Source organism: Steroidobacter flavus (genome assembly GCF_042651805.1).
In the GTDB taxonomy this organism is placed as follows: Bacteria; Pseudomonadota; Gammaproteobacteria; order Steroidobacterales; family Steroidobacteraceae; genus Steroidobacter; species Steroidobacter flavus.
This window is the reverse complement of sequence record NZ_JBHSDU010000003.1, coordinates 1,155,980-1,179,741: the sequence shown is the minus strand read 5'-3', so window position 1 is coordinate 1,179,741 and position 23,762 is coordinate 1,155,980. Positions and strand designations below refer to the sequence as shown.

Here is a 23,762-nt window from a genome sequence, read left to right as displayed (position 1 = left end):
GAGATGTTACGGCTGCTCGAACGAGTAGCCGTGACGTTCGATGACCAGCCCGTCACGCTCGGCAACCAATTGCGCCAGTTCAGCATCGTAGAGCTGGCCATGAGGTGCGTGCTCTGAAGTGTTCAGCGCCGGCGCGGTGCTCATGTAATCGCGCAGCGCCGATGTGACGGGCCCGCCCACCGACGCCAGTAGTGGTGGCACTTCAGTCCGCAACTGCTCCATGCGAGCCAGCTTCACGGCCGCGATGTCTGGCCCATACATGTATCGATACAGAAACGAATAGAAGCCCAGGCCGCTGCCACGAATCGGTGCCAGCGCGAAGTTCGGCAAATTCAGGCCTTGATTGATATACGCTGCCGGCAACGCCGCGAGCACGCGATCCAGCAGTGCCGGGTCGCGATCCAGGTTCAGCATGTTTCGAATCGTCGGCGCGAAGTCCAGCGTGCCGCCATTGCTGAGCGCTTGAAACAACGCGTTGGGTCGCGGTCGCGAGCGCTGAAAGCTGTACCACGAAACGTAGTAGCTCCAGGGATTCCGCACCAGGCCTAACAGCGGCAGCGTCGAGTACTGCGCGGGAAGCATGGATCGCGGCAGGTGATATCCGATCTGCCGAGCGTCCGCGATGTGACTTACCAAGCCGGCGTTGACGAAGGTGCCGCCGGACTTATGTAAGTGCAGAAAGACGAATCGAGGGGTGACGATCATCCCGCGGCGTGCGTGGCGAAATGCCGATCGACGGTTTCGTCATATCGGCCAAGATTCCGGTCGCCCGCGGCCAGGAGTTGTAGCAGCTCGGGCGTGGGCAGGAAGTCACAGATCATGTGAGTGCGCGATCGTTCCGGATCGGCGTTCCACACGGCGTGCGGCGAGCTGTTGTTCAATACCCAGCTCTCGCCGGGCCGCATCAGATAAGTGAGCTCGCCCGCGATCATATGCACGTGCTCGTGCGACTCGATCGGAAAATGCAGCCGCAGGGTCTTGGCGAAATACGGCGCGCGATCGATATGCGGGTCGATGGATACACCGCCGGGTAGACGCGCGAGCAAACATCGCTGCGGCGGAGCCGGTATCAGTTTCTCGATGATCTCGCGCGCGTACGGCACTAACGCCAGCGGCTCGCGATCCTCGATGGGTAACGCTCCCTGCGCTGGAGCGTAACCCCGAAGAAACAAAGCCTCGGCGTTCCTATGAACGCCGACGCGCCCGCCGGTGGAACCCCATAGTGCCGTCGGTAATGCCGCGACCTCATCCGCCAGCCGCCGCGCATCGATCCGTACTGGCAGGCGCAAGCAGCCGCCCACCAAAGCGGTTTTGTCGATGACGGGATGGCCGGGGAGGTCGAGCATGGCTCTGGTCAGTTACCCTTGGGCGGCAGGTACTCGCCCGATCTCGTCGCATCCTGCACGCCTTCTTTCGCGTTATCGGTGCGCGCCTGCCACTGTTCCGGGGTCAGGCAGATCTTTTTGTTTTTCAGGCGGGTGTTGGTCACCGATTCCTGCTTGCAGACCAGCTTCTTGCCGTCCGCGGTATTGATGGGCTCGCCGCTTTCGACGGAATACTTGATCAGCCGTTGCGCCTTCTGATCGTCCGTTTCTTTGGCGGCGACCGCCGGGCCCGCTTCGGGTGCCGCTGGCTTCGGCGAAGCGCATCCGATCAAGGTGAACAGGCAGACAGATAAACCCAAATACATCGATAAACCGGGGGCTGCACGCATGAGACTTCCTTGACGCCTTGTTAATGTTGGGACGCTGCGGGTTCGGCCTGAATCACCTGGGCCCCGGCCGCGATTTTCAGCCGCGCCGCCGTGCCCGCGGGCAATTCGACCACGCCGAGCACTATACCGCCGGATTCGATGGTCTTCAGCGACAGCGGTTCAGTGTTCTGCACGACCTTGATCACCTTGCCGTCGGGGGCGACGAACAGCATGTCCAGCGGCACGTAGGTGTTCTTCATCCACATGGCCACCGGCTGGGCCTGCGGATAGATGAACAGCATGGAGTCATCGGGGCGCAGCTGCTTGATAAACATCAAGCCGCGCGCACGCCGCTGGTCGTCATCGGCGATCCAGCTGTTGAAACGATGCAGGCGCGCGTCCGGCGTGGCGATTTGTATGGTCGAGCGGCGGAAGACCTGGTCCAGGTCCTTGGCGGTGACTTCGGGCGCGGCCGCCGGTCTGGCCGGCGCATCGGCGCCTTGGGCCGCGCCGCCCAGGAGCACGCCCACCAACAAAGCCGGAAGCAACCGGCGGATTGCATACATTGTGATCATTGCTGTTCCATTCGGCGTTGTGCCGTCATCGGTCCGCCTTCGAGCGTTTCATCTTTATCCTCGCTGTCGAAGTCGATCCGGCCTACATAGTCGAATCGTGACAACAGGATGACACCGTCGCCGCGGACGGCTCGCGCGGGATGTGTACAAAAGCCCCGTGCAGTGACTCGATACGAGCGGGAGCGGTGCGGTATCCCGACCAGCGGCTCCTGTCGCACCTCATCCAGCGTGCATTTGTTATCTCCCTGGGTACTGTAAAACTCGCCCAGGCCTTCTCGTATGACAGTCACGTTGACCGGCAGTGCCCTGGCAGTCTGACCTTCGCGTAACCCGGCGGCGCCGAAGACCAGCACCAATCGGCCGCCTGCTACGCCGTCTTTGTGACTAAACCGCATGCGGATGCCGCCATCCGGCCGCACGGCCCCGGTGCATTCGGTGCCGTCGTTGCCCCAAACGAGCTCTGCTTGCACCGCGCCGGACAGCCTGGCCTTCAGCGAGCCGCGCCCGTCTGGCAGGCAGGCCACTGCGGCCACCGGCTTGTTAGCGTTGTCAGCGGCGCCCGCGGGCGGCTGAGCATGGACCTTGCAGGACAGTCCCAACGTTAACCCACAGATGATCGTTATTGCGGGCAGGCAGCGACGCCAGCCCGCAAGGTGCGAGGAGCCGCAGCCATGTCCAAGCGCGAGGACGACGTCGTTATAAAACCGTTGCAGCATGCCGGTATGCTTACTCTGGATGCGGGGTTCCGGCAGACTGTGGCGCCGGAGCCTCACCGTCCTGGATCCGACGAGGATGAGGATGGCGAGCAACCAACAATGCCGAAGCCGCGCCTGCGAGGCAAGCGGCCGCGGTCGTCGCCGACACTGAAGTCGGTTAACTCAACGGATGGTTCCCGTGCCGACGGGACTGCCCGACGCGAAGCGAGAATTCGTGATATGGACGATAGAGCAGAGCCCGCTCGATCGACAGAAGAAGTGGCGCGTCGCCGCGCCGATTCCCAGGCACGGACCCGGCGTTACGTCAGCCGCATCACGCGCAATACGCTGGCCGTGATCATGGCCGGCGGACGCGGCGAGCGTCTGAAGCATCTCACCGATTTCCGCTGCAAGCCGGCCACGCCGTTCGGCGGCAAGTTCCGCATCATCGACTTCGTGCTGTCGAACTGCGTGAACTCGGGCATTCGCCGCATCCAGGTGATGACCCAGTACAAATCGCATTCGTTGATTCAGCACATCCAGCGCGGCTGGGGCTACTTGCGCGGCGAATTCGGCGAGTTCGTCGAAATCATTCCGGCGCAGCAGCAGATGGGCGATTCCTGGTATCGCGGCACCGCCGACTCGCTGTATCAGAACCTGCAGATCATCAAGCTGCACAATCCCAAGCACATCCTGGTACTGGCCGGCGATCACATCTACAAGATGGATTACGGCGTGATGCTCGCGTCGCATGTGGCGAAGCGCGCCGATATCACGGTCGGCGTGGTCGAGGTGCCGCGCGAGCAAGCGACGGCGTTCGGCGTGATGAGCGTCGATCCGGAATATCGGATCACCAAGTTTTCCGAGAAGCCCAAGGAGCCGGAAGGCATTCCGGGGCGTGAGCACATGGCGCTCGGGTCCATGGGCATCTATGTTTTCAAGGCCAGCTTGTTGTATCGATTGCTCGAGGAACAGGCTCAGCGTCCCGGCACGTCCCACGACTTCGGCAAGAACGTCATTCCGGGCGCGCTCCACACGCACAAGGTGATGGCCTATCCATTCACGGACAACGAGACGCGCGTTCAACATTATTGGCGCGATGTCGGCACCGTGGATGCCTTCTATGACGCCAACATGGAGCTCATCTACGTCAATCCCGAGCTGAATATTTACGACGAGCAGTGGCCGATCTGGACCTATCAGCGCCAGTATCCACCTGCGAAGTTCGTGCTCGACGAGCCGGGCCGCCAGGGCATGGCCATCAATTCCATGGTGTCCGGCGGCTGCATCATCTCCGGTGCCACTGTGAATCAGTCGCTGCTGTTTTCGAACGTACGCATCGACGAGCGCAGCTACATCGAGCGCTCGGTGATCTTCCCCGACGTGAAGGTCGGGGCTGGCAGTGTCATCAAGCGCGCCATCGTCGACACCGGCGGCGTCGTGCCCCCCGGCACGCAGATCGGCGTCGATCGCGAGGCCGATGCCCGGCGCTTCTATATGAGCGAACAAGGGGTGGCGCTGGTGACCCGGGACATGCTGGCGAGACTGGCGTAGCTCCAGGCGGTTGAGGGTCGGGCTGCGTCACATAATCTGGCCGTCGCCGTCTGCTATTCTTCGCCCCCATCCTCCTGGGGGACCCGATGAATAAGCTCGTCGCTCGTTGCCTGCTGATTGTCGCGCTGGCCGTAAGCATCAATGGCTGCAGCGCCTTGCGCCCGAAGCTCGAGGCGCCGCGGCTCGCATTGATTGCGGTGGCGATGACGTCCGGGGACGTTTTCAATCAGCAGTTCCTGATCCGCATGAACGTCGAGAACCCGAACGATCGCGAGCTGCCGATCAAGGGACTCGACTACAAGGTGTTCCTGGAAGGCGACGGCTTCGCCGAGGGCAAGTTGAACAAGCCGTTCGTGGTGCCGGCCAAGGGTGAGATCGACTTCGACATGACGGTGAAGACCAATTTCGTCAGCGGCGTCGGGCGCCTGCTGTCGCGGCTGAACGGTCGCACGCAGGTGAACTACTCGATCGAGGGCGACCTGCTGACCGACATCCGGTTCCTGAAGAAGATTCCGTTCTCGGAGACGGGTAGCGTCAATCTGGCGACGATGCGCCCGAACTAATCCCACTTGCCGGTGAGTTCGCGATACAGCTTCACGTACTCGCCGGTCTGGCGGTCCCAGGAGAAGTCCTGAGCCATGCCGTTGCGCATGAGCTGAGTCCAGCCGTCCTGATCCTTGAAGAAGTCGAGCGCGGTGTGAATGGCCCATTCCACCGCCGGCACATCGAAATCGTTGAACACGATGCCCGTGCCCTGGCGCGTCGCCGGGTCCCACATCTGCACTGAATCCGCCAGGCCGCCGGTGCGACGGACGATGGGCGCAGTGCCGTACTTCAAGCTATACATCTGATTGAGCCCGCAGGGCTCGTACTGCGACGGCATCAGAAACATGTCGCTCGCCGCTTCGATCAGATGCGACAGTTCTTCGTTGTAGCCGCGATGGAACACCACGCGGTCCGGGAATCGTTGTTGCAATTGAACGAAGAAATTTTCGTAGTGCGCCTCGCCGCTGCCGAGCGCCACCAGGCTCATGTCGCGCGTCTCGAGAATCTGGGGCAGCGAGTCGAATAACAAGTCGAACCCTTTTTGCACGGTCATGCGCGAGATCACGCCCATCAAGGGCGTACTGTCGCCGACCGACAGATTCAACCAGTCGAGCAGCGAGCGCTTGGTGAAACGCTTGCCCGACAGGTTCTCCGGCGAAAAATGATGTTTCAAATAGCGGTCGGTGGCGGGATTCCACTCGTTGTAGTCGACGCCGTTCAAAATGCCGACGACGCCCTCGGGGCGTGAGCGAAGTACGCCATCGAGGCCGTGGCCGCCGAGCGGCGTGCAAATTTCCTTCGCGTAAGTCGGGCTCACTGTCGTGACCCGATGTGCATGACGCACGCCTTCGCGCAGCCAGTTGAATGCGCCGCCGGCCAAGGTTTCCGGCGACACCAGATAACTCACATCGCCGCCGATATCGAACGTCGAGCCCGCCGGGAAAATGCCCTGATAGCCGATGTTATGAATCGACAGCACCGAACGGGTCGCCGCGAACAAGCTGTCCCAGGCATACACGCTCTTGAGCATCATCGGCATGAGGGCCGTGTGCCAGTCGTTACAGTGCAGGATGTCCGGCGCGAACTGCATGCGCTGGCATGCATCGAGCGTCGCGCGTTGCAAGACCAGGAAGCGCAAATGCTCGTCGGGGCTCAACGTATAAATCGACGGTCGATCGAAAACTTCCGGACAGTGCACCAGATACAACGGCACCGAGGAGTTCGGCAGCCGCGATTCGAGAATCGTGAACGTATAACGATGCGTACCGAGCGACAACGACACGTCGCGCGCTGTGGCCATCGGTGGCGCGTCTCTTAACGCGCCGTGACTCATGCTCGAGTACAGCGGCATGAACACCCGCACGTCGTGACCTAACGCGTGCAGATGACGAGGCAGAACGCCGGCGACGTCGGCGAGCCCACCGGTCTTGGCCAGCGGGGTGATTTCCGAGGCAACGAAACAGATCTTCAGCGGCATGCGTCAGGACTTGTCGGCGTCGCTATCGGGCGCTTTGCCACCGGTCTTGCCCTTCGTGTTGTTGGTGGGCGGGGTGTCGCGACTGGGTTCGCGAGGCGGCGCGAACGTCGACAGTAACGTTTCCTGCATCTTGGCCCACAGCTCCAGGTTCTGTCGAGCGAGCTCGGCGAGCGGATTGGGCGCGCCGTTGGCCGGGCCCATAGTGCGATTCATCTGCTGCTGCATGACTTCCTGCTGTCGGATGAACGTCTCGACACTCTTCTCGAGGTAGCTGCTGAAGTAGCTCTGCATGGAGTTGCCATAAAAACGGATCATCGATTCGAGCAACGACGTCGAAAGGATGGGGCGGCCGAATTGTTCCTGGTCGGCAATCACCTGCAACAGCACGAGGCGCGTGATGTCCTCGTTGGTCTTGTCCTCGATCACCTTGACGCGCGTACCGGCGATCACCATGTCGCGGATGTCGTCGATCGTGATATGACGACTCTGCGCGGCGTCGTAGAGACGCCGGTTCGCATATTTTTTGATCAGTCGTTCTTCGCTCATGCTCAGCTCGACAGGCTTACGGCGCGCTCCGGCATGGGATGGAGGCCGGCTACTGTAACGACGCGCATTTGGCGGTGCAACAGACATCCGCCGATATGGGCAATTCGCGGCGAGACCATTGATAATGCCCTGTCGATGAGCGACGGGAAGCGGCAATGACCGAGTCGAAGAACGACGGATCCGACTGGATCCAGGCCTGGATCGAGCAGCAGCGCGAGCAATTGCGCCGTGCCGGCATGCCGGGCGCGGGCGCAGCAAGTGGCGAAAAAACCTCGGGCACGGATCAGTATCGCGATCTGGGCATGCGCTGGCTGGAAGCGGGTCAGGCGTATTTGCAGGGATGGCAGCAGTTCGCGCAACGAAGCGCAGCCGGCGCCTCTACTGGCGAAACGCCGATGAAGTTTGGTGAGGAAATGCTCAATGCGTGGCAAGGCACTTGGGCCGGCGCCGCATCGGCGGGCGAAGGTGCCACTCGTCAATTCGCCGACCTGATCTCGCGCTTGCCCGCGCTGGGTCTGGCGCGTGAGCAAACCGAAGCCTGGCGTGAACTGCTGGCCGCTCAGGCCGAGTATCAACACTTGGAGCAAGAGCTGCGCACGGTGTGGGCGAAGGTGCAGACCGATGCGCTGACCATGCTCGAAGCTGCGATTCGCGAGCGCCGCGAGAAGCAAAGCGCCGTGCCCGGCATCGAGGACTATCGCGAGCTGTACAACTTGTGGGTGGAGTGCGGAGAGAAAGTGTTCGGGCAGGTGGCGCACAGCGAGTCCTATTGCAAGCTGCAAGCGCAGCTCGGCAATGCAGCCATTCGTTTGAAGCTGCGTCAGCAGGACGTGCTGGAACGCGCGTTGAAACATTTCGACTTGCCGACGCGCTCCGAGTTGAACACGGTTCATAAACAGATGCGAGACATGCGCGAGCGCATCGCCACGCTGGAAGCTCAATTGGCTGCGGCGCGTGGGGAGGAACGATCATGAGCGAGTCCACGCCGGGCTCGGCGGAGCTTGCGGCTGTCACCAGCGATTTCATGCGACGCATGTCGCAAGGCCTCGCGGCACTCGCGAACGCGGGTGATGTGACTATTGGCAGCTCCGCGAAAGACGCCGTCTTCACTGAAGACAAAGTGACGTTGTATCGCTATCGGCCCTCCGAAGTCGTGGCGCCCGATAACCGTGTGCGCACACCGCTGCTGATCAGCTACGCGCTGGTCAACCGGCCCTACATGATGGATCTGCAGACCGATCGTTCGTTGATTCGCGGTCTGTTGCAGCGGGGCGTCGATGTTTATCTCATCGACTGGGGTTATCCCGACGGCGCGGATCGTTATCTCGCGCTGGAAGACTATGTGTTGCGCTATCTGCCGCACTGTGTGGATTTCGTGCGCAAGGCGAGCAAGCAGGACAAGGTTAATCTGCTCGGCGTCTGTCAGGGCGGCACGATGAGTTTGTGTTACGCGGCGCTGCATCCGCGGCGGCTGCGCAATCTGATCACGATGGTGACGCCGGTGGATTTTCATACACCGGAGAATCTACTGACCAAGTGGGCGAAACATGTGGATGTCGACGCGCTGGTCGCGGCCACCGGCAATGTTTCGGGCGATGCGCTCAATGCCTTGTTCGTGAGCCTGATGCCGTTCCGGCTCAACAGTCAGAAGTATGTCGACCTGTTGCATCAGCTCAACGATCCCAACACCAGCGCCGCGGCGCTGGAGAATTTCCTGCGCATGGAGAAATGGATCTTCGACAGCCCCGATCAGGCCGGCGAAATGTTCCGTCAATTCCTGACGCTGTTCGTCAAACAGAACCGGCTGAAGCTCGGCACGCTGGAAGTGGGCGGCCGCACCGTGGATCTGAAACAGATCACCATGCCGCTGCTGAATATCTACGCCATGCAGGATCACCTGGTGCCGCCCTCGAGCAGCAAGCCGCTGGGCGAGTTGACCGGCAGCACCGACTACAGCACGCACGAGTTCCAAGGCGGCCATATCGGGATTTATGTGAGCGGCACCGCGCAGCGCCAGATCCCGGACAAGATCGCCGGCTGGCTGAGAGAGCGCGACCGCGCTTAGCCGCGCCAACTGAAGCAAGCGCGTGGTTGTAGCAACATCACTGTGCCCGCCGCCGAAGGCGGCGTGGCACGACGGGCCAACTAAAGTAAGCGCATTGTCACATGCCAAAGGGTTGTTGACGGCCACTCGGGCCGCGCGCAATCTGCCGCTCCTCCCCAATACCAAGTAGTTCCTCGCCATGATCTACGACAACATTCTCGGCACCATCGGCCGCACCCCCATCGTCAAAATCAACCGCCTCGCGCCGGCGAATGTCACGCTGTACGCCAAGTGCGAGTTCTTCAATCCGATGTCGTCGGTCAAGGATCGTCTGGCCATCGCCATCATCGAGGACGCGGAGCGTCGAGGCACGCTGAAGCCAGGCCAGACCGTCGTCGAAGCCACGTCCGGCAACACCGGCATCGCGCTGGCGATGGTGTGCGCCGCCAAGGGTTATCCGTTTGTCGCGGTCATGGCCGAGACGTTCTCGGTCGAGCGTCGCAAGATCATGCGTCTGCTCGGCGCGAAGGTCATTCTCACGCCCGCCGCCGAGCGGGGCTCGGGCATGGTGCGCAAGGCGAAGGAGCTGGCCGAGAAGCACGGCTGGTTCCTGGCCCGCCAGTTTGAGAACGAGGCCAATCCCGCCTATCACCGCAGCACCACCGGTCCCGAAATCCTCAGCGACTTCGCCGGCCGCCGGCTGGATTTCTGGGTCACGGGCTGGGGCACGGGCGGCACGCTCACGGGTGCCGGCGAAATGATCAAGAAGGCCCGTCCCGACGTGCGCGTCATCGCAGCTGAACCGGCGTCGGCTTCGCTGCTCGCGGGCGCCGAGTTCAAGCCTCACAAGATCCAGGGCTGGACGCCGGACTTTGTGCCGGGCGTGCTGAATCGCCAGGTGGCCGACGAGATTCTGACGGTGACCGATGACGAGGCCATTCAGACCTCGCGTCAGCTCGCGGCGAAGGAAGGCATCTTCTGCGGCATTTCCGCCGGCGGCACGATTGCGGCAGCCTTGAAGGTGGCACAGAAGGCGCCGCAGGGCTCGGTCATCCTGGCGATGCTGCCAGACACCGCCGAGCGCTACCTGTCGACGGCACTGTTCGAAGGCATCCCCGACGCTTCCGACGCCGAGCCGACGATCTGATTCGAGCCTGCTGAAACATTACGTTTCTGTCAGCCAGAGCCCGCCCCGCGGTTCAAATTTCTGAGTCGCGGGCGTAGCCATGTAACTTTGGCGAATCTTTGCAACGGCCGCGACGAGTCGGCTCCATTTCGCATGAACGTTGCGCAGACAAGCTGCAGCGCAGCTGGGAGAATGGCTCGCCCTTCCTTCAGCTGACCTCGTGGCGGACTTTGTGAATCGCAATAGCATTGTGGCGGTGGCACTGGCCGTAGTGCTCGGCGCTGGCGCTTGGTATTACTTCGGCCGCTCCGACTCCGACTCCGGCTCGGGCCAGGGGCCTGCGGGCGGTCGCCCGGCCGGCGCGCGTGAAGTGCCGGTTATGACGGCTCAACCCAAGCTCAAGGACTTCGCGCTCGAAGTCGAAGCGCTCGGCACCGTGCGCGCCAAGGAATCGGTCGACATCACCGCCAAGATCGCCGACCGCGTCACCGCGATCCGCTTCGAGGAAGGCAAACAAGTCAGCAAGGGCGACGTGCTGGTCGAGCTCGACAATGCCGAAGCCCTCGCCGATCTGGCCGCTGCCGAAGCCGCCGAGCGCGACAGCCGCAGCCAGTTCAAGCGCAGTCAGGAGCTGTTCCAGACCAAGGCGCTGTCCGAAGCGCAACTCGATCAGCTCGAAGCGACGATGCTGTCGAATCAAGCCAAAGTGGCCGCCGCCCGTTCGCGGGTCAAGGATCGCCTCATCACTGCGCCGTTCAACGGTCGGGTCGGTTTGCGCAATGTGAGCTTGGGCGGACTGGTGAGCCCCGGCGGTGTCATCACGACGCTCGACGATCTAAGTATCGTGAAGCTCGACTTCGCCGTGCCCGAGTTGTTTCTTTCGAGCCTGAAGCCCGGCCTGACGGTCGAGGCACAGAGCAACGCTTATCCGAATGCCACGTTCAAAGGGCGCGTCGACAGCGTCGATACGCGCGTCGATCCCACCACGCGCGCGGTCGTCGTGCGCGCCTTGATCGACAACCGCGACAGTCGTCTGCGGCCCGGTATGTTCATGACACTTCGGCTGGTGCGTTCCGAAGGCAAGGCGCTGATGCTGCCCGAGACGGCCATCGTGCCCGAAGACAGCAAGCACTTCGTGTTCGTGGTCGCGGATGGTCGGGCTCAGCAACGTGAAATCACCATCGGTCGCCGTCGCCCGGGCGAAGTCGAAATTCTCAAAGGCGTGACCGACAAAGACGTGGTGGTCATCGACGGCACCTTGAACGTGCACAACGGCACGCCGGTGGTCGCGCGCTCCGAAGCTCAGCCCCAGGCCGCGTCATGATCCTTTCGGAAATCTCAGTTCGCCGCCCCGTATTCGCGATGGTGGTGAGCCTGCTGCTGACCATCATCGGCTTGATGGCGCTGAGCCGGCTCACGGTGCGCGAGACGCCGAACGTGCAGCCTCCGGTCGTCAGTATCGATACGGTGTATCGAGGCGCGTCCGCTGCGGTCATCGAATCGAAGATCACGCAGATGATCGAGAACCAGATCGCCGGCCTGGAAGGGGTCGAGACGCTGCGCTCCTCCAGCTTCGACGAGCGATCGCGAATCACCATCGAGTTCGCATTGGATCGCGATATCGAATCGGCTGCGAACGACGTGCGCGACCGCGTCTCGCGCGTCGTACAACAGTTGCCTCAAGAGGCCGATCAGCCGCAAGTCTCGAAGGTCGACACGTCTTCCGAGCCGGTGATGTGGCTGGCATTGACCAGTCTCACGCGCACACAGCTGGAGCTGACCGACTACGCCGATCGTTATCTCGTCGATCGGTTGTCGGTGGTGCCCGGCGTTGCGTCCATTCGCATCGGCGGTGAACGTCGCTACGCGATGCGCGTGTGGCTGGACCGCAAGGCGTTGGCCGCGCGTCAGATGACCGTGCAGGACATCGAAGATTCGTTGCGACAGGAAAACGTCGAGCTGCCCGCCGGCCGTATCGAGTCGCTGGAGCGCGAGTTCACGTTACGTACCGACACCGGCTTCCGCACGCCGGAGGATTTCCGCCAGCTCGTGGTCGGTCGCGGCGGCGACGGATATCTCGTGCGACTCGGCGAAGTCGCGAACGTCGAAGTCGCAGCCGAAGATTTACGCTCGATTGCCCGCACCGACGGCAAGCCGGGCGTGAGCCTCGGCATCGTTCCTCAATCCACCGCCAACGTGCTCGATGTTTCCAAGGGCGTGTACGCGGAAATGGCTGAGGTGCAGAAGACACTCCCGAAAGATCTGAAGCTCGACATCAGCATCGACGACTCGATCTTCGTCAGCAAATCGATCTACGAAGTGGAGCACGCGCTGGTCACCGCCTTGTTGCTGGTGCTGGTCGTGATCTATTTGTTCCTCGGCACCTTGCGTGCCACCATCATTCCAGTGGTGACGATTCCGGTGTCCATCATCGCCGCCTGTATCGTGATGGCGATCGCCGGCTTCTCGGTCAACGTTCTGACTCTGCTCGGCGCCGTGCTTGCCATCGGTCTGGTGGTCGACGACGCCATCGTGGTGCTCGAAAACATCGTGCGTCGCATGGAGTTGGGCGAAGCGCCCTTGCTCGCGTCCGTGGACGGTAGCCGCGAGATCGGCTTCGCGGTCATTGCCACCACGCTGGTGTTGATGGCGGTGTTCCTGCCGATCTCGTTCATTCCCGGCAACGTCGGCCGTTTGTTCGGCGAGTTCGGTATCACTATTGCCGCGGCCATCGGCATCTCTGCACTGGTCTCGCTGACGTTGGTGCCGATGTTGTGCTCGAAGATTTTCGCCAACGGCATCGTACGCGGCCGGGTGGCGCATGCGGTCGATCGCTTCTTCCAATGGTTGTCGAGAATGTATGAGCGCAGTCTGCGACGCGCGCTCGCGGCGCCGCTGGTGGTGGTCGTGGCGGGCGCGCTCGCGTTCGGGCTCGCCTTTGTGTTGTTCAAAGATCTGCCGTCCGAATACACGCCCAGCGAAGATCGCCAGCGCGTGTTCATCCGGCTCACCGCGCCCGAGGGCGCGAGTCTGCAGTATCTCGATCGTTACTTGCGGCAGGTGGAAGAAGTGGTGCTGGAGGAGGTGGAGCGCGGCACCGTGCGTCGCTTCAACTCGCGCGCACCGGGCTTCGGCGGTGGCACCGACATGAACTCGGGCTTCGTGTCGCTGAACTTGAGCGAATGGGGTGAGCGTGAGGAGTCGGCGCAGGAGATCGCCGCTCGCATGCGCAAACGGTTGTCCAATCTGATCGGCGTGCGCGTCAACGTCGGCATGCCGGGCGGACTGGGTATTCGCGGTTCAGGCATTCCGGTGCAGGTGGTGCTGGGTGGCAGCGACTATGAGGAGCTGGCCAAGTGGCGCGACATCATTCTCGCCAAGGCTTCTGAGAATCCCGGGCTCACCAATCTCGATTCGGACTTCTACGCGCGCAAGCCGCAGATTCGCGTGATGGTCGATCGCAATCGTGCCGGCGACCTCGGCGTGTCGCTGACGGCGGTGGGTCGTACGTTGGAAACGATGATGGGCTCGCGCATCGTCACGACGTATCTGGATCGCGGCGAGCAATACAACGTGATCCTGCAGGCCAAGGACTCGGACCGCGCGACGACCAGCGATCTCACGAATATTTATGTGCGTTCGGCGACGACGCGTCAGCTGGTGCCGCTGTCCAATCTCGTGACCATCGAGGAGACGGCCGGCCCGACGGAGTTGAAGCGCTTCGATCGACTGCGCTCGATCACGATCTCGGCCAACCTCATGCCGGGCTATTCGTTGGGCGAGGCGCTCGATTACATGGAAAGCTTGATTCGCACCGAGCTGCCGGCGCATGCCGTCATCAAGTACGACGGCGAGTCGCGTGAGTTCAAGCGCTCCGGCGATGCGTTGTATGTCACGTTCATGCTGGCGCTGCTGATCGTGTTCCTGGTGCTGGCCGCGCAGTTCGAAAGCTTCCGTCATCCGCTGATCATCATGATGACCGTGCCGCTCGCGGTGGCGGGCGCGTTGTTGGGGCTCTGGTTAACGGATCGATCGATCAACGTGTACAGCCAGATCGGCTGCATCATGCTGATTGGACTTGCGGCCAAGAACGGTATTTTGATCGTGGAGTTCGCCAACCAGCTGCGCGACCGCGGCGTCGAGTTCCTCGACTCGATCATCGAATCGTCAGCGATCCGGTTGCGCCCGGTGCTGATGACCAGCTTGTGTACCGTGTTCGGCGCGGTCCCGTTGTTGATCGCCTCGGGCGCCGGTGCCGAAAGCCGCAGCACCATCGGCTCGGTGATCGTCTACGGCGTCACGTTCTCGTTGTTGTTGACGCTGTATGTGGTGCCGGTCGTCTACGCGTTCGTCGCCCGAAACACCAAGTCGCCGGAATACATCAGCCACATGATCGACAAGCTGCGCGCCACCAAGCCCGCCGCGCCTCCGGCAACAACCGAATCAAACGTAACTTAGTACAGCCCAGCCGAGGGATGAAGTGAACGCGGCGGTAACCCGCCTCCAGGCACTCGCTCCGGAGTGAAGTGAACGCCGCGGTAACCCGCCTCCAGGCACTCGCTCCGGAGTGAGGTGAACGCGGCGGTAACCCGCCTCCAGGCACATGGATGTGCCCGCCGCCGTCTGCGGCGGCGAGCAGCAAAAAGTCACGCCTTTTTGCGTACTCGCGCGAGGGGCCGGGCAGGATGCCCGGATCACTCGCCCGAAAAAAAGAAGGAGCCGGTAGGCTGCAACACATACCGGCTCGGTGTCCCAGAGTGGCTCACAACCACTCTCGCAGGAGGACGGTGTATGAGACCACGGCAGATAGCCCGCGTTCCCTAAATATTTTGTAATTCGGAAATACATTTTTGGAATGGACGTGGCGAGATTTGGACAGTGTCTTGTCGCATTAATTAGGAAAATTAACCGATCGGGTGTGGCCCATCCGCGCCGGGCGCGGGGCAGGCATTGCTAGAATGGCGGCTTTCGTCGGTTGGCCCCCGCGGGCGGCCTGAAACTCGGATCGCGCCATGGCTTTGACGCCTTATCAACAACTCGAACAGGAATTCCGGCGTCTGCACGCCTTTCGCAGCGCTGCCAGTCTTTTGCGCTGGGATTCCGCGGTGATGATGCCCCGGGGCAGCTCCGAGCTGCGGGGTGAACAGCTCGCCGCACTGGAGACTGAAAGCCACTCGCTGGTGACCTCGCCGCGGGTCTCGCGGCTGCTTGATCGAGCGGAGGCCAACCTGCAGGGGTTGGAGGATTGGCAACAAGCCAACCTCAAGGAGATGCGTCGGGAGCGCGACCACGCCATTGCCACTCCGCAGAACCTGGTGTCGCGGCTGGCCAAAGCGACGGCGCGAGCCGAGATCAAATGGATCGAGGCCCGACAGAAGAGCGACTTCTCGCTGTTCGCGCCGCATCTGGAAGAAGTGGCGGTCCTGGTGCGGAACAAGGCCGACCTGCTGGGCAAAGCGCTCAAGCTCGATCCCTACGACGCCCTGCTCGATGAATTCAGCCCGGGCATGACCAGCGCCGAGATCGACGCCATTTTCACTACGCTGGGTCGGCGGCTGCCGAGCCTGATTCAAGAGGCCATCGACACCCAGGCCAAGCACGCGCCGCTGGAAATCACCGGCAAGTTCTCGGCCAGCAAGCAGCGGCACCTCGCGACCGAGCTGATGAAGACCATGGGCTTTCCGTTCGATCGCGGCCGGCTCGATGAAAGCGAGCATCCGTTCACCGGCGGCATTCCCGGCGATATCCGCATCACGACCCGGTTCAATCCCACCGATCCGCTGACCGGTCTGATGGGCGTGCTGCATGAGACCGGTCATGCGATGTACGACGTCGGTTTGCCGGAACAGTGGCGCGGTCAGCCGGTGGGGCGCGATCGCGGCATGGCCATGCAGGAGAGTCAGTCGCTGCTGCTGGAGATGCTCATCTGCAGGAACCGGCCGTTCCTGCGATATATGAAGCCGTTGATGGAAAAGGCCTTCGGGGTCGCCGGGCCGGAATGGGAAGTCGAGAATCTGTATCGACTGCTGACCCGCGTCCGTCGCAGCCTGATCCGCGTCGACGCCGACGAGGTCACCTATCCGGTGCACATCCTGCTGCGTTATGAATTGGAGCAGGAGATCCTGAAGGGCGAGCTGAAGATTCGCGACCTGCCGGAAGCCTGGAACACGCGCATGGGCGACCGGCTCGGCGTGAAGCCCGCGAACGATGCCGAAGGCTGTCTGCAGGACGTGCACTGGGCGGTGGGCTCGTTTGGATATTTCCCGTCGTACGCCATCGGCGCAGTGATCGCCGGTCAGTTGTATGAGAGCCTGCGCTCCGAGCGTCCGCAGCTCGATGAGGAAATCGCCGCAGGCCAATTCGGGGGATTGTTCGACTGGTTGCGGCAGAATGTACATTCGCTGGCCGCGAGCGTCAGCACCCCCGACCTGATCCGCAACGCCACCGGCAAGCCGCTGTCCGCCGCCGCCTGGCTGCGTTATATCGAAGGCAAGTACCTGGAACTGTGAGCATGTGGGCCGCCCCCGACTATTCGAACAACTTCAAGCGCCTGCAGGCCCGGCTGCGCAGCCAGGCCGGCAAGGCCATCGAAGATTTCCGCATGATCGAGGCGGGCGACAAGGTGATGGTGTGCCTGTCGGGCGGCAAGGACTCCTACACCTTGCTGGATATCCTGATGTCGCTCCAGCGCAGCGCGCCGGTCGAGTTCAGCCTGCTCGCGGTGAATCTGGATCAGAAACAGCCGGGCTTTCCCGAGCATGTGCTGCCGGACTATTTGAAAGCGCTGGGCGTGCCGTTTCACATCATCGAGCAGGACACTTACAGCGTCGTCAAACGCGTCATTCCTGAAGGCAAGACCATGTGCGGCCTGTGCTCGCGGCTGCGTCGTGGCGCGTTGTATCGATTCGCGGCGGAGAACGGCGTCACCAAGATCGCGCTCGGCCATCATCGTGACGACATCGTCGAAACGTTGTTCCTGAACATGTTCTTCGGCGGCAAGCTGAAGGCCATGCCGCCCAAGCTGCACTCGGAAGATGGACGTCACATCGTGATTCGTCCGCTGGCTTACATTCCCGAGGCCGATATCGAGCGCTATGCCCGCGCCCGTGAGTTTCCGTTGATTCCGTGCTCGCTGTGCGGCTCGCAGGAGAACATGCAGCGGGTCGAGATCAAGAAGATGCTGCGCGAATGGGAGCGTCAGTATCCGGGTCGCACCGAAACGATCTTCTCCAGCCTGCGTAACGTGGTGCCCTCGCACCTCGCCGATCCGACGCGTCACGACTTCAACGAGCGACCGATCCCGAAAGACGGGGTCACGAACGATCCCAGGGAGCTGTTTGAGTGAGCCAGCAATACATCGTGTTCTCGCACGGTCAGGACGGCGAGCCTTGGGGCACGAAGATCGTCGCCATGGCCGAGGTCGCGAAGAAACATGGCCTGACGGTGGAGTCGGTGGATTATCGCGGCATGGCCGATCCGGCCGTGCGCGTGACCAGGCTGCTCGAGGTTTGCAAAAAGCTGCCCGGCGAGTTGCTGCTGGTGGGCTCGAGTCTCGGCGCGCATGTATGCACGGCGGTATCGACTCAGGTCATGACGCGGGGCTTGTTCCTGCTGGCGCCGGCGTTCTTCATGCCGGGCTACGAAAAATACACGCCGGCGCCGCCGGCCTGTCCGGTGGACATCGTGCATGGCTGGAACGACGACATCGTCCCGGTGGAGAACAGTATCCGCTACGCGCGCCAGTACAAGAGCGCGCTGCATATTCTCGATTCCGATCACCGGCTGTCGGCCAACGTGCCCGATGTCTGCGCGTTGCTGGATAACTTCCTGCGGCGGGTGCTGGTCAACGCTTGAGCCTGCGCCTCCTGCTACTATTCGCTCCGCATCGTGGCGGAGTCGAACGGACAGGAGTTTCCCCATGACCAATCACAGCAGGAATGGCAGCGTGCTGGCGCTGGTGTTCATCACGTCATTCCTCGCCGCCTGCGGGTCGGAGCAGAAACCCACCGAGCCGCCGCCGGTGAAGGACACGGCGTTCGGCGACATGGCCGGTGCCGTCGATAAGGCGCGGGCTGTCGAGGGCCAGGTGCAGGAACACAAGGAAGCGCTCGATCGCACGCTCGAGCAGAACGAGAATTCGACCGCTCAGTAACGCGGCACGAAGCTAACGAATGGCTGATTTTTCCGGACTCAGTGGACTCTGGCTGGGCTTGTTGCGCGCACCCGTTTCGATGTGGGCGCGACCGCATGTCCTGCCGGAAGACTTACGTGCCCGCTACGCGCAGCGTGAGCGGCCGATTTGCTATGTCTTGAACGAGTCCGCGGGCGCCGACCTCGTGGTGCTCGAAAAGGTCTGTGCCGCGCATGGCTTGCCGGCGCCGTCACAAGCGTTGAAGAAGCCGCTGCCGTCCGAATCGGTGCTGTTCCTGGAGCGTCGCGCCGGCTTCTGGGGCGACCGCACCGACTATCGAATTTCCGATTCGATGCGCTCGCTGGTCGCCGCGGCGTTCGACGATCCCACACTCGATGTCGATTTGATTCCGGTCACCGTCCTGTGGGGCCGTGCGCCGAATCGCAAGGACTCGTGGCTGCGCATTCTGCTGTCGGAGAACTGGGAGCGCGTCGGGCGCTTCCGTCGCATGCTGTCGCTGATGGTGAACGGCCGCAATCTGTTCGTTCAGTTTGGCGAGCCGGTGTCGTTACGCGCGGCTGTGAATGAAGGCACCGATAAAGAGCGCGCGGTTCGACGGCTCACGCGCACCTTGCGTCTGATGCTGGCACGGCAGCGTGCCGCCACGATCGGGCCGGATCTTTCGCATCGACGGACCATGGCGACACAGGTCTTGCGAGCCGGCGCTGTGCGTCGCGCGATGGCTGACGAGATGCGGTCGAAGAAAATCTCCCGGCGCGAAGCGTTGAAACTGGCGCAGGACTACGTTTGGGAGATCGCCGCCAACTATTCGCACATCTTCGTCGCGTTCATGGCGAAGGGGCTGAGCTGGTTCTGGACGCGGCTCTACGACGGCGTCGAGCTGCATCATGTCGAACAGCTGCAGAAGGTGGTCGACGGTAACGAAGTGATCTACGTGCCGTGTCACCGCAGTCACATCGATTATCTGCTGCTGTCCTACGTCATCTACTACAAGGGTTATGCGATCCCGCACATCGCGGCCGGCATCAACTTGAACATGGCCGGCGTCGGCCGCTTCCTGCGCAAGGGCGGCGCGTTCTTCATGCGTCGCAGTTTCAAGGGCAACGCGCTGTACACCATGGTCTTCATGAAATACCTGGGCCTGATGATGGCGCGCGGCCACTCCATCGAATATTTCATCGAAGGTGGACGCAGCCGCACCGGCCGCTTGTTACAGCCCAAGACCGGCATGCTGTCGATGACGTTGCGCAGTTACCTGCGCGATCCACGGCGGCCCATCGTGTTCCTGCCCGTGTACTTCGGCTACGAACGCTTGATCGAAGGCAAGACCTACGTCAATGAGATGCTCGGCAAGCCGAAGGAGAAGGAATCGATCTTCACCATGTTGCGGACCTTGCCGGCGCTGCGAAAACGTTTCGGCAAGGTGCATGTGAGCTTCGGCGAGGCGATTCATCTCAACGAGATCCTGAAACGTCACGATCCGGAGAATCGTCACATCGTCGAGAAGCAGGAGCGGCCGGCGTGGCTGTCTCAGGCGGTGGATGAGCTGTCGACGCGCATCATGATCAACATCAACAGCGCCGCCTGCGTGGCGCCGATGAATTTGATTGCGACGGCGTTGCTGGCGACCCCGAAGCAGTCGATGCTGGAAAGCGATCTGGCGCGGCAATTCGAGTTGTACGCGTCGCTGCTGAGGCAGGCGCCGTATTCGCCGCTGGTCTGGGTCACGGAGAGCGATGGCGCGTCGATCGTGCGCCATGGCGAGCGGATGGGGGTGATTCAGCGCCTGAAACATCAGCTCGGCGATGTCATGCAGATGACGGAAGAGAATTCCGTGCTCATGACCTACTTCCGGAACAACGTGCTGCATCTGATGGCGATGCCGTCGCTGATTGCGTGCTGTTTCCTGAACAATCGCACCATGCGCACCGAAGACATTCAGCGTCTGATGTGGCGCATTTATCCGTACGTGAGAGATGAGCTGTTCCTGCGCTGGACGGAGGCGGAGATGACCGCCGTGACGCTGGATACGCTCGACGACCTCGCGAATCACGGCTTGCTTGAATCGGTGGAGGCCGGTGCGCAATGGCGGCGTCCGCCGACAGGTTCGGCCGAAGCGGTGCAGCTGTCGAACCTTGCGCAGGTGACGGTGCAGATCATCGAGCGCTACTACCTGGTCATCGCCGTGCTGTTGAAACATGGCAGCGGCCGCATCAGTCAGGACGCGCTCGAGTCGCAATGCCAGCTCATGGCGCAGCGGATGTCGCTGCTGTACGAGCTCAACTCGCCGGAGTTCCACGACAAGACGCTGTTCAAGAACTTCATCGACCTGTTACGCGCTCGCAATGTGCTCGGCGTGAACGCGGAAGGTCGTCTGACCTATACGGACATGCTGCCGGCGGTCGCCGATGATGCGCAGCTGGTGTTGCATGAGCAGATCCGGAACAGCGTCCTGCAGGTGACGCATCGCTGAGCCGGCCCTGGCCGGATCGGTCGAGGCCCGGTAGGCTTCGCCGGGTCTGTCGTTGGCGGTCCCGGTGTCATGAATATTTCCAAGCTGTTGCTCCCGCTCGCTGTGCTCATCGGTGCGGGCGCGCACGCCGACATCATTCTCTCCACGCCGCATGCTCAGGTGGTTTCCGGCACGCCGCTGCAGCTCGAGCTGACGATTACCAACAGCGACCCGGAGCCGCTGGTCGTGGATTTGCCGGCCCAATTGCATGTGCGCTTTGAAACGCCCACCGGGCTGTCGGTCATCGAGATGACGCCGGAGCGCAGCGGTCACATTGAAGTCGCCTCCGGCGGCTTCACCCGCATCAAGTTGCAGGGGGCGCTGCCGCCGAAGGTCGAAGGGGTTGCGACGCTGGTGCCGACCGGCCTGGCGTCGAACTCAGTGGCTTTGCAAATTCTGCCGCCCGCGGCCAATGCGGGGCAGGTCGCGGCTAACGAGAGTGCCCAAACGGTCAAGCCTGAGAGGCAGACGTACACGACGGCGCTGGTCGACAAGCCGCCGCCGCTGTCCGTGTCGGTGTACGAGCCGGTCTATTTCATCGTCGGCGGCGACGGCGGTCTGAACGCGAAGTTTCAAATCAGCCTGCGTTACCAGTTGTTCGACGGTAACGGGCCGCTGGCGAAGCGCCTGCCCTGGATCGACGATCTGTATCTTTCGTATTCGCAGACCTCGCTGTGGGATCTGGGCGATCTGTCCAAGCCCTTCAAGGACTCGAGCTATCGGCCGCGGCTGTTTTATTCCAATCCCGATCTGACGCGCTTGTTCGACGGGCAATTGCGACTCGGCGTCGAGACCGGCTTCGGCCACGAGTCCAACGGCAAGGAAGGCGAGGACTCGCGCAGCTTCAACATGTTCTACGTGCGCCCCATCCTGACCTTCGGCGATCCCGCCGGGCTGCGTTTCTATGCCGCGCCGCTGATTCATAACTACATCGCGGACAACGAGAATCCCGATATCAAGAACTATCGCGGCTACGTCGACTGGGTGCTGGGGTTCGGCGCCAAGGGCGGTCTGGATTTCTGGACCACCATCCGCAAGGGCGAGCGCAGTAACTACGGCAGCGTCGAAATGAATGTTTCCTATCCGCTGTCCAAGCTGAGCGGCGGCGATCTCACCGGCTGGCTGACCCTGCAGTACTTCAACGGCTATGGCGAGAGCCTGCTCGATTACAATCGTAAGCTGGATTCGCAACTACGGCTGGGGATCGCGGTGGCGTTGTAGGCCGCGCTCATTCGATATAGGGCGAGAGTGCCAGGAAATCCATCAGTGCATGCGCCACCACCAGCGGCCAGAGTCGTCCGGTTTTCGCGAACCAGTAACCGAAGATCAGCGCCATGGGAAGGATGCTCGGCACGGCGATCGGGCCCTGATACAAGTGATACGCCAGTCGGATGGCGACACTCACGTTGATCGCGAAGACCACGCTGCGACGTTTTTTGAGCGCATTGATCAGGTAACCGCAGACGAACAGTTCCTCGAAGAATCCGTTCACGACCGAGAGCAGCACTGCGGTCGATGCCTGCACGCCGGTTTCTATCGGGACGGCGTCGCCATCCTGTGAGATGAAGACGCTGTAGACCGACCATGCGGCGATGTAGCCCATATAGCCGGCCGCCGTGAGCACCAGGCCCATGCCAGTGTCCTGAAGCGTCGGTGCCATCCCCACGTCCGACCAGCGCCAGCCGCGCATGACCAGGAACGGACCGATGAGGGCGAGCAGGAAGATTTCATAGGTGACCAGGCCCAGCAGCTCCGCGTCGGAAACCGGGGCGGCGGCAGCGGACGAAATGTCAGGAGAAAAGACCGCCGTGACGCTGGCGACCACGAAGTAGCCGAACGCGCCCAACATCACCATGATGAACTCGGCGCGGGGCGATAATGATTGGATGAGCTGCCTCAAGGTGGGTCGTCCGTGGCATGTTCAGCCGGGAAAGTATCTCAGGACGCGGGCTCGAGGTGGGGCATGTTTGGCAAATCGAGGAACGGGCGATGAAACAGATCCTGGCACTCGTGGGCTTGCTGGTGGCGCTGGCCGTACATGCGGCGGCGGACGTGTTGTCTCCCGAGCAATTCACGGAAGAGTTCCGAGCCGCGCTGGCCGCAGCGATTCCGAATGCGACGGTTACAGTCGCCGAGCCGTTGCATCTCACGATCAAGGTGCCGGAAAGAGAGGCGGCGCGGGCGTTTCTGGATAACGCCTATAGCGAGTATTCAGGGAATCCCAAAGCCAAGGCGGACTTGATTGCGCGCTACGTCGCATCCTTCGCGGAGAGCACGAAAGGATCGGGGCCGCTGAATCCGCAACAGATCGTGCCAGTGATCAAGGATCGCGCCTGGTCGAAAGAGATGCAGCGGGCTGCTAAGGCGCGGGGTGTCGACGGCCCGGCGCTGCAGGTGATTGAGGACTTGAACCAGGATCTGGTGATCGTCTATGCGGAAGACACGCCGCAGAACATTCGTTACTTCGGTCCCGACGATTTGCAGGACGCGGGCGTGCAGAAAGAAAAGCTGCGCGCACTGGCGGTCGAAAACCTGCGTCGGATTCTGCCACCAGCGGAGGCGGTGAACGGCCCGCTCTTTTCCATGCTCACGGCGGGCAGCGACTATGTGCCCAGCCTGCTGTTACTCGATGAGATCTGGAGCGGCGACAAGCTCAAAGTCGAGGGCGAAATCGTCATCGCCGTTCCGACGCGCGACGTTCTGTTGTTCACCGGCTCGAACAACAAGGAAGGGGTGAAGAAACTTCGCGAAGTGGCCAGGAAGGCGCATGCCGACGGTCCGTATTCGCTCACCGATCGTTTGTTTGTTTATCGCCGCGGCAAGTTCGAGCGCTTCTAGGAAA

Annotated in this window: 22 protein-coding genes; 14 read left to right on the top strand and 8 right to left on the bottom strand. The window is 61.9% G+C overall.

Features of this window, described 5'->3' with window-relative positions; translation table 11 throughout:
* Positions 1-6: 6 nt before the first annotated feature.
* Genes ACFPN2_RS10735 through ACFPN2_RS10715 form a run of 5 tightly spaced genes read right to left on the bottom strand, consistent with a single transcriptional unit; the run spans position 7 to position 3,077 of the window.
* Positions 7-705, bottom strand: coding sequence for a hypothetical protein (locus ACFPN2_RS10735; protein ID WP_380596600.1), 699 nt, complete (start codon positions 703-705; stop codon positions 7-9).
* Positions 702-1,346 (bottom strand): aspartyl/asparaginyl beta-hydroxylase domain-containing protein, encoded by a 645-nt coding sequence (locus ACFPN2_RS10730; RefSeq protein WP_380596599.1) that lies wholly within the window; start codon positions 1,344-1,346, stop codon positions 702-704. The genes ACFPN2_RS10735 and ACFPN2_RS10730 overlap by 4 nt, the downstream gene beginning before the upstream one ends.
* 8 nt (positions 1,347-1,354) lie before the next feature.
* The gene (locus ACFPN2_RS10725; RefSeq protein WP_380596598.1) at positions 1,355-1,714 is read right to left on the bottom strand and encodes a hypothetical protein; all 360 of its coding nucleotides are present in this window, start codon (positions 1,712-1,714) and stop codon (positions 1,355-1,357) included.
* Between the two features lie 20 nt (positions 1,715-1,734).
* Positions 1,735-2,223 carry a DUF192 domain-containing protein gene (locus ACFPN2_RS10720; RefSeq protein ID WP_380596597.1) on the bottom strand — a complete coding sequence of 163 codons (489 nt, stop codon included), beginning with the start codon at positions 2,221-2,223 and terminating at the stop codon, positions 1,735-1,737.
* A gap of 41 nt (positions 2,224-2,264) precedes the next feature.
* Positions 2,265-3,077: a hypothetical protein gene (locus tag ACFPN2_RS10715; protein ID WP_380596596.1), complete on the bottom strand. Its 813-nt coding sequence runs from the start codon at positions 3,075-3,077 to the stop codon at positions 2,265-2,267.
* 126 nt (positions 3,078-3,203) lie between these two features.
* On the opposite strand from ACFPN2_RS10715, the gene glgC reads away from it, so the two are divergent.
* Complete coding sequence (glgC, locus tag ACFPN2_RS10710) at positions 3,204-4,517, top strand: glucose-1-phosphate adenylyltransferase (protein WP_380596595.1); 1,314 nt, start codon at positions 3,204-3,206, stop codon at positions 4,515-4,517.
* A gap of 86 nt (positions 4,518-4,603) precedes the next feature.
* Positions 4,604-5,080, top strand: a complete 477-nt coding sequence (locus tag ACFPN2_RS10705) for an LEA/WHy family protein (protein ID WP_380596594.1) — start codon at positions 4,604-4,606, stop codon at positions 5,078-5,080.
* On the opposite strand, the gene ACFPN2_RS10700 is transcribed toward ACFPN2_RS10705, so the two are convergent.
* Together ACFPN2_RS10700 and phaR are read right to left on the bottom strand one after the other, a co-directional pair.
* Entirely contained in the window at positions 5,077-6,540 is a 1,464-nt protein-coding gene (locus tag ACFPN2_RS10700; protein WP_380596593.1) for a glycogen synthase, read from the bottom strand. The two genes, ACFPN2_RS10705 and ACFPN2_RS10700, sit on opposite strands and share 4 nt — an antisense overlap.
* Before the next feature lie 3 nt (positions 6,541-6,543).
* A complete protein-coding gene (phaR, locus tag ACFPN2_RS10695) occupies positions 6,544-7,086 on the bottom strand; it encodes a polyhydroxyalkanoate synthesis repressor PhaR (RefSeq protein ID WP_380596592.1) in 543 nt (180 codons plus the stop codon).
* A 155-nt stretch (positions 7,087-7,241) separates the two neighbouring features.
* Here phaR and ACFPN2_RS10690 point away from each other — a divergent pair, with 155 nt between their 5' ends.
* From ACFPN2_RS10690 to ACFPN2_RS10640, 11 genes are all read left to right on the top strand, one after another.
* Positions 7,242-8,060: a poly(R)-hydroxyalkanoic acid synthase subunit PhaE gene (locus ACFPN2_RS10690; protein WP_380596591.1), complete on the top strand. Its 819-nt coding sequence runs from the start codon at positions 7,242-7,244 to the stop codon at positions 8,058-8,060.
* Positions 8,057-9,151: a class III poly(R)-hydroxyalkanoic acid synthase subunit PhaC gene (gene phaC, locus ACFPN2_RS10685; protein ID WP_380596590.1), complete on the top strand. Its 1,095-nt coding sequence runs from the start codon at positions 8,057-8,059 to the stop codon at positions 9,149-9,151. The genes ACFPN2_RS10690 and phaC overlap by 4 nt, the downstream gene beginning before the upstream one ends.
* Positions 9,152-9,329: 178 nt before the next feature.
* The gene (gene cysK / locus ACFPN2_RS10680) at positions 9,330-10,277 is read left to right on the top strand and encodes a cysteine synthase A (protein WP_380596589.1); all 948 of its coding nucleotides are present in this window, start codon (positions 9,330-9,332) and stop codon (positions 10,275-10,277) included.
* A gap of 211 nt (positions 10,278-10,488) precedes the next feature.
* Positions 10,489-11,580 carry an efflux RND transporter periplasmic adaptor subunit gene (locus ACFPN2_RS10675; protein ID WP_380596588.1) on the top strand — a complete coding sequence of 364 codons (1,092 nt, stop codon included), beginning with the start codon at positions 10,489-10,491 and terminating at the stop codon, positions 11,578-11,580.
* Positions 11,577-14,714 carry an efflux RND transporter permease subunit gene (locus tag ACFPN2_RS10670; protein WP_380596587.1) on the top strand — a complete coding sequence of 1,046 codons (3,138 nt, stop codon included), beginning with the start codon at positions 11,577-11,579 and terminating at the stop codon, positions 14,712-14,714. The genes ACFPN2_RS10675 and ACFPN2_RS10670 overlap by 4 nt, the downstream gene beginning before the upstream one ends.
* A 554-nt stretch (positions 14,715-15,268) precedes the next feature.
* Entirely contained in the window at positions 15,269-16,765 is a 1,497-nt protein-coding gene (locus tag ACFPN2_RS10665) for a carboxypeptidase M32 (RefSeq protein ID WP_380596586.1), read from the top strand.
* A 2-nt stretch (positions 16,766-16,767) separates the two neighbouring features.
* Entirely contained in the window at positions 16,768-17,601 is an 834-nt protein-coding gene (gene ttcA, locus ACFPN2_RS10660; protein WP_380596585.1) for a tRNA 2-thiocytidine(32) synthetase TtcA, read from the top strand.
* Positions 17,598-18,110, top strand: a complete 513-nt coding sequence (locus tag ACFPN2_RS10655) for an alpha/beta hydrolase (RefSeq protein ID WP_380596584.1) — start codon at positions 17,598-17,600, stop codon at positions 18,108-18,110. Before ttcA ends, ACFPN2_RS10655 begins: the two co-directional genes overlap by 4 nt.
* Positions 18,111-18,174: 64 nt before the next feature.
* On the top strand, positions 18,175-18,408 hold the full coding sequence (locus ACFPN2_RS10650) for a hypothetical protein (protein ID WP_380596583.1): 234 nt from the start codon (positions 18,175-18,177) through the stop codon (positions 18,406-18,408).
* A 19-nt stretch (positions 18,409-18,427) separates the two neighbouring features.
* Positions 18,428-20,881, top strand: a complete 2,454-nt coding sequence (gene plsB / locus ACFPN2_RS10645; protein WP_380596582.1) for a glycerol-3-phosphate 1-O-acyltransferase PlsB — start codon at positions 18,428-18,430, stop codon at positions 20,879-20,881.
* 69 nt (positions 20,882-20,950) lie between these two features.
* Positions 20,951-22,141, top strand: a complete 1,191-nt coding sequence (locus ACFPN2_RS10640; protein ID WP_380596581.1) for a phospholipase A — start codon at positions 20,951-20,953, stop codon at positions 22,139-22,141.
* A gap of 7 nt (positions 22,142-22,148) precedes the next feature.
* Here the strand turns inward: ACFPN2_RS10640 and ACFPN2_RS10635 are convergent, their stop codons facing one another.
* Entirely contained in the window at positions 22,149-22,775 is a 627-nt protein-coding gene (locus ACFPN2_RS10635) for a CPBP family intramembrane glutamic endopeptidase (RefSeq protein ID WP_380596580.1), read from the bottom strand.
* Between the two features lie 134 nt (positions 22,776-22,909).
* Between ACFPN2_RS10635 and ACFPN2_RS10630 the strand changes: the two genes are divergently transcribed.
* Entirely contained in the window at positions 22,910-23,758 is an 849-nt protein-coding gene (locus ACFPN2_RS10630) for a DUF1444 family protein (RefSeq protein WP_380596579.1), read from the top strand.
* Positions 23,759-23,762 lie beyond the last annotated feature (4 nt).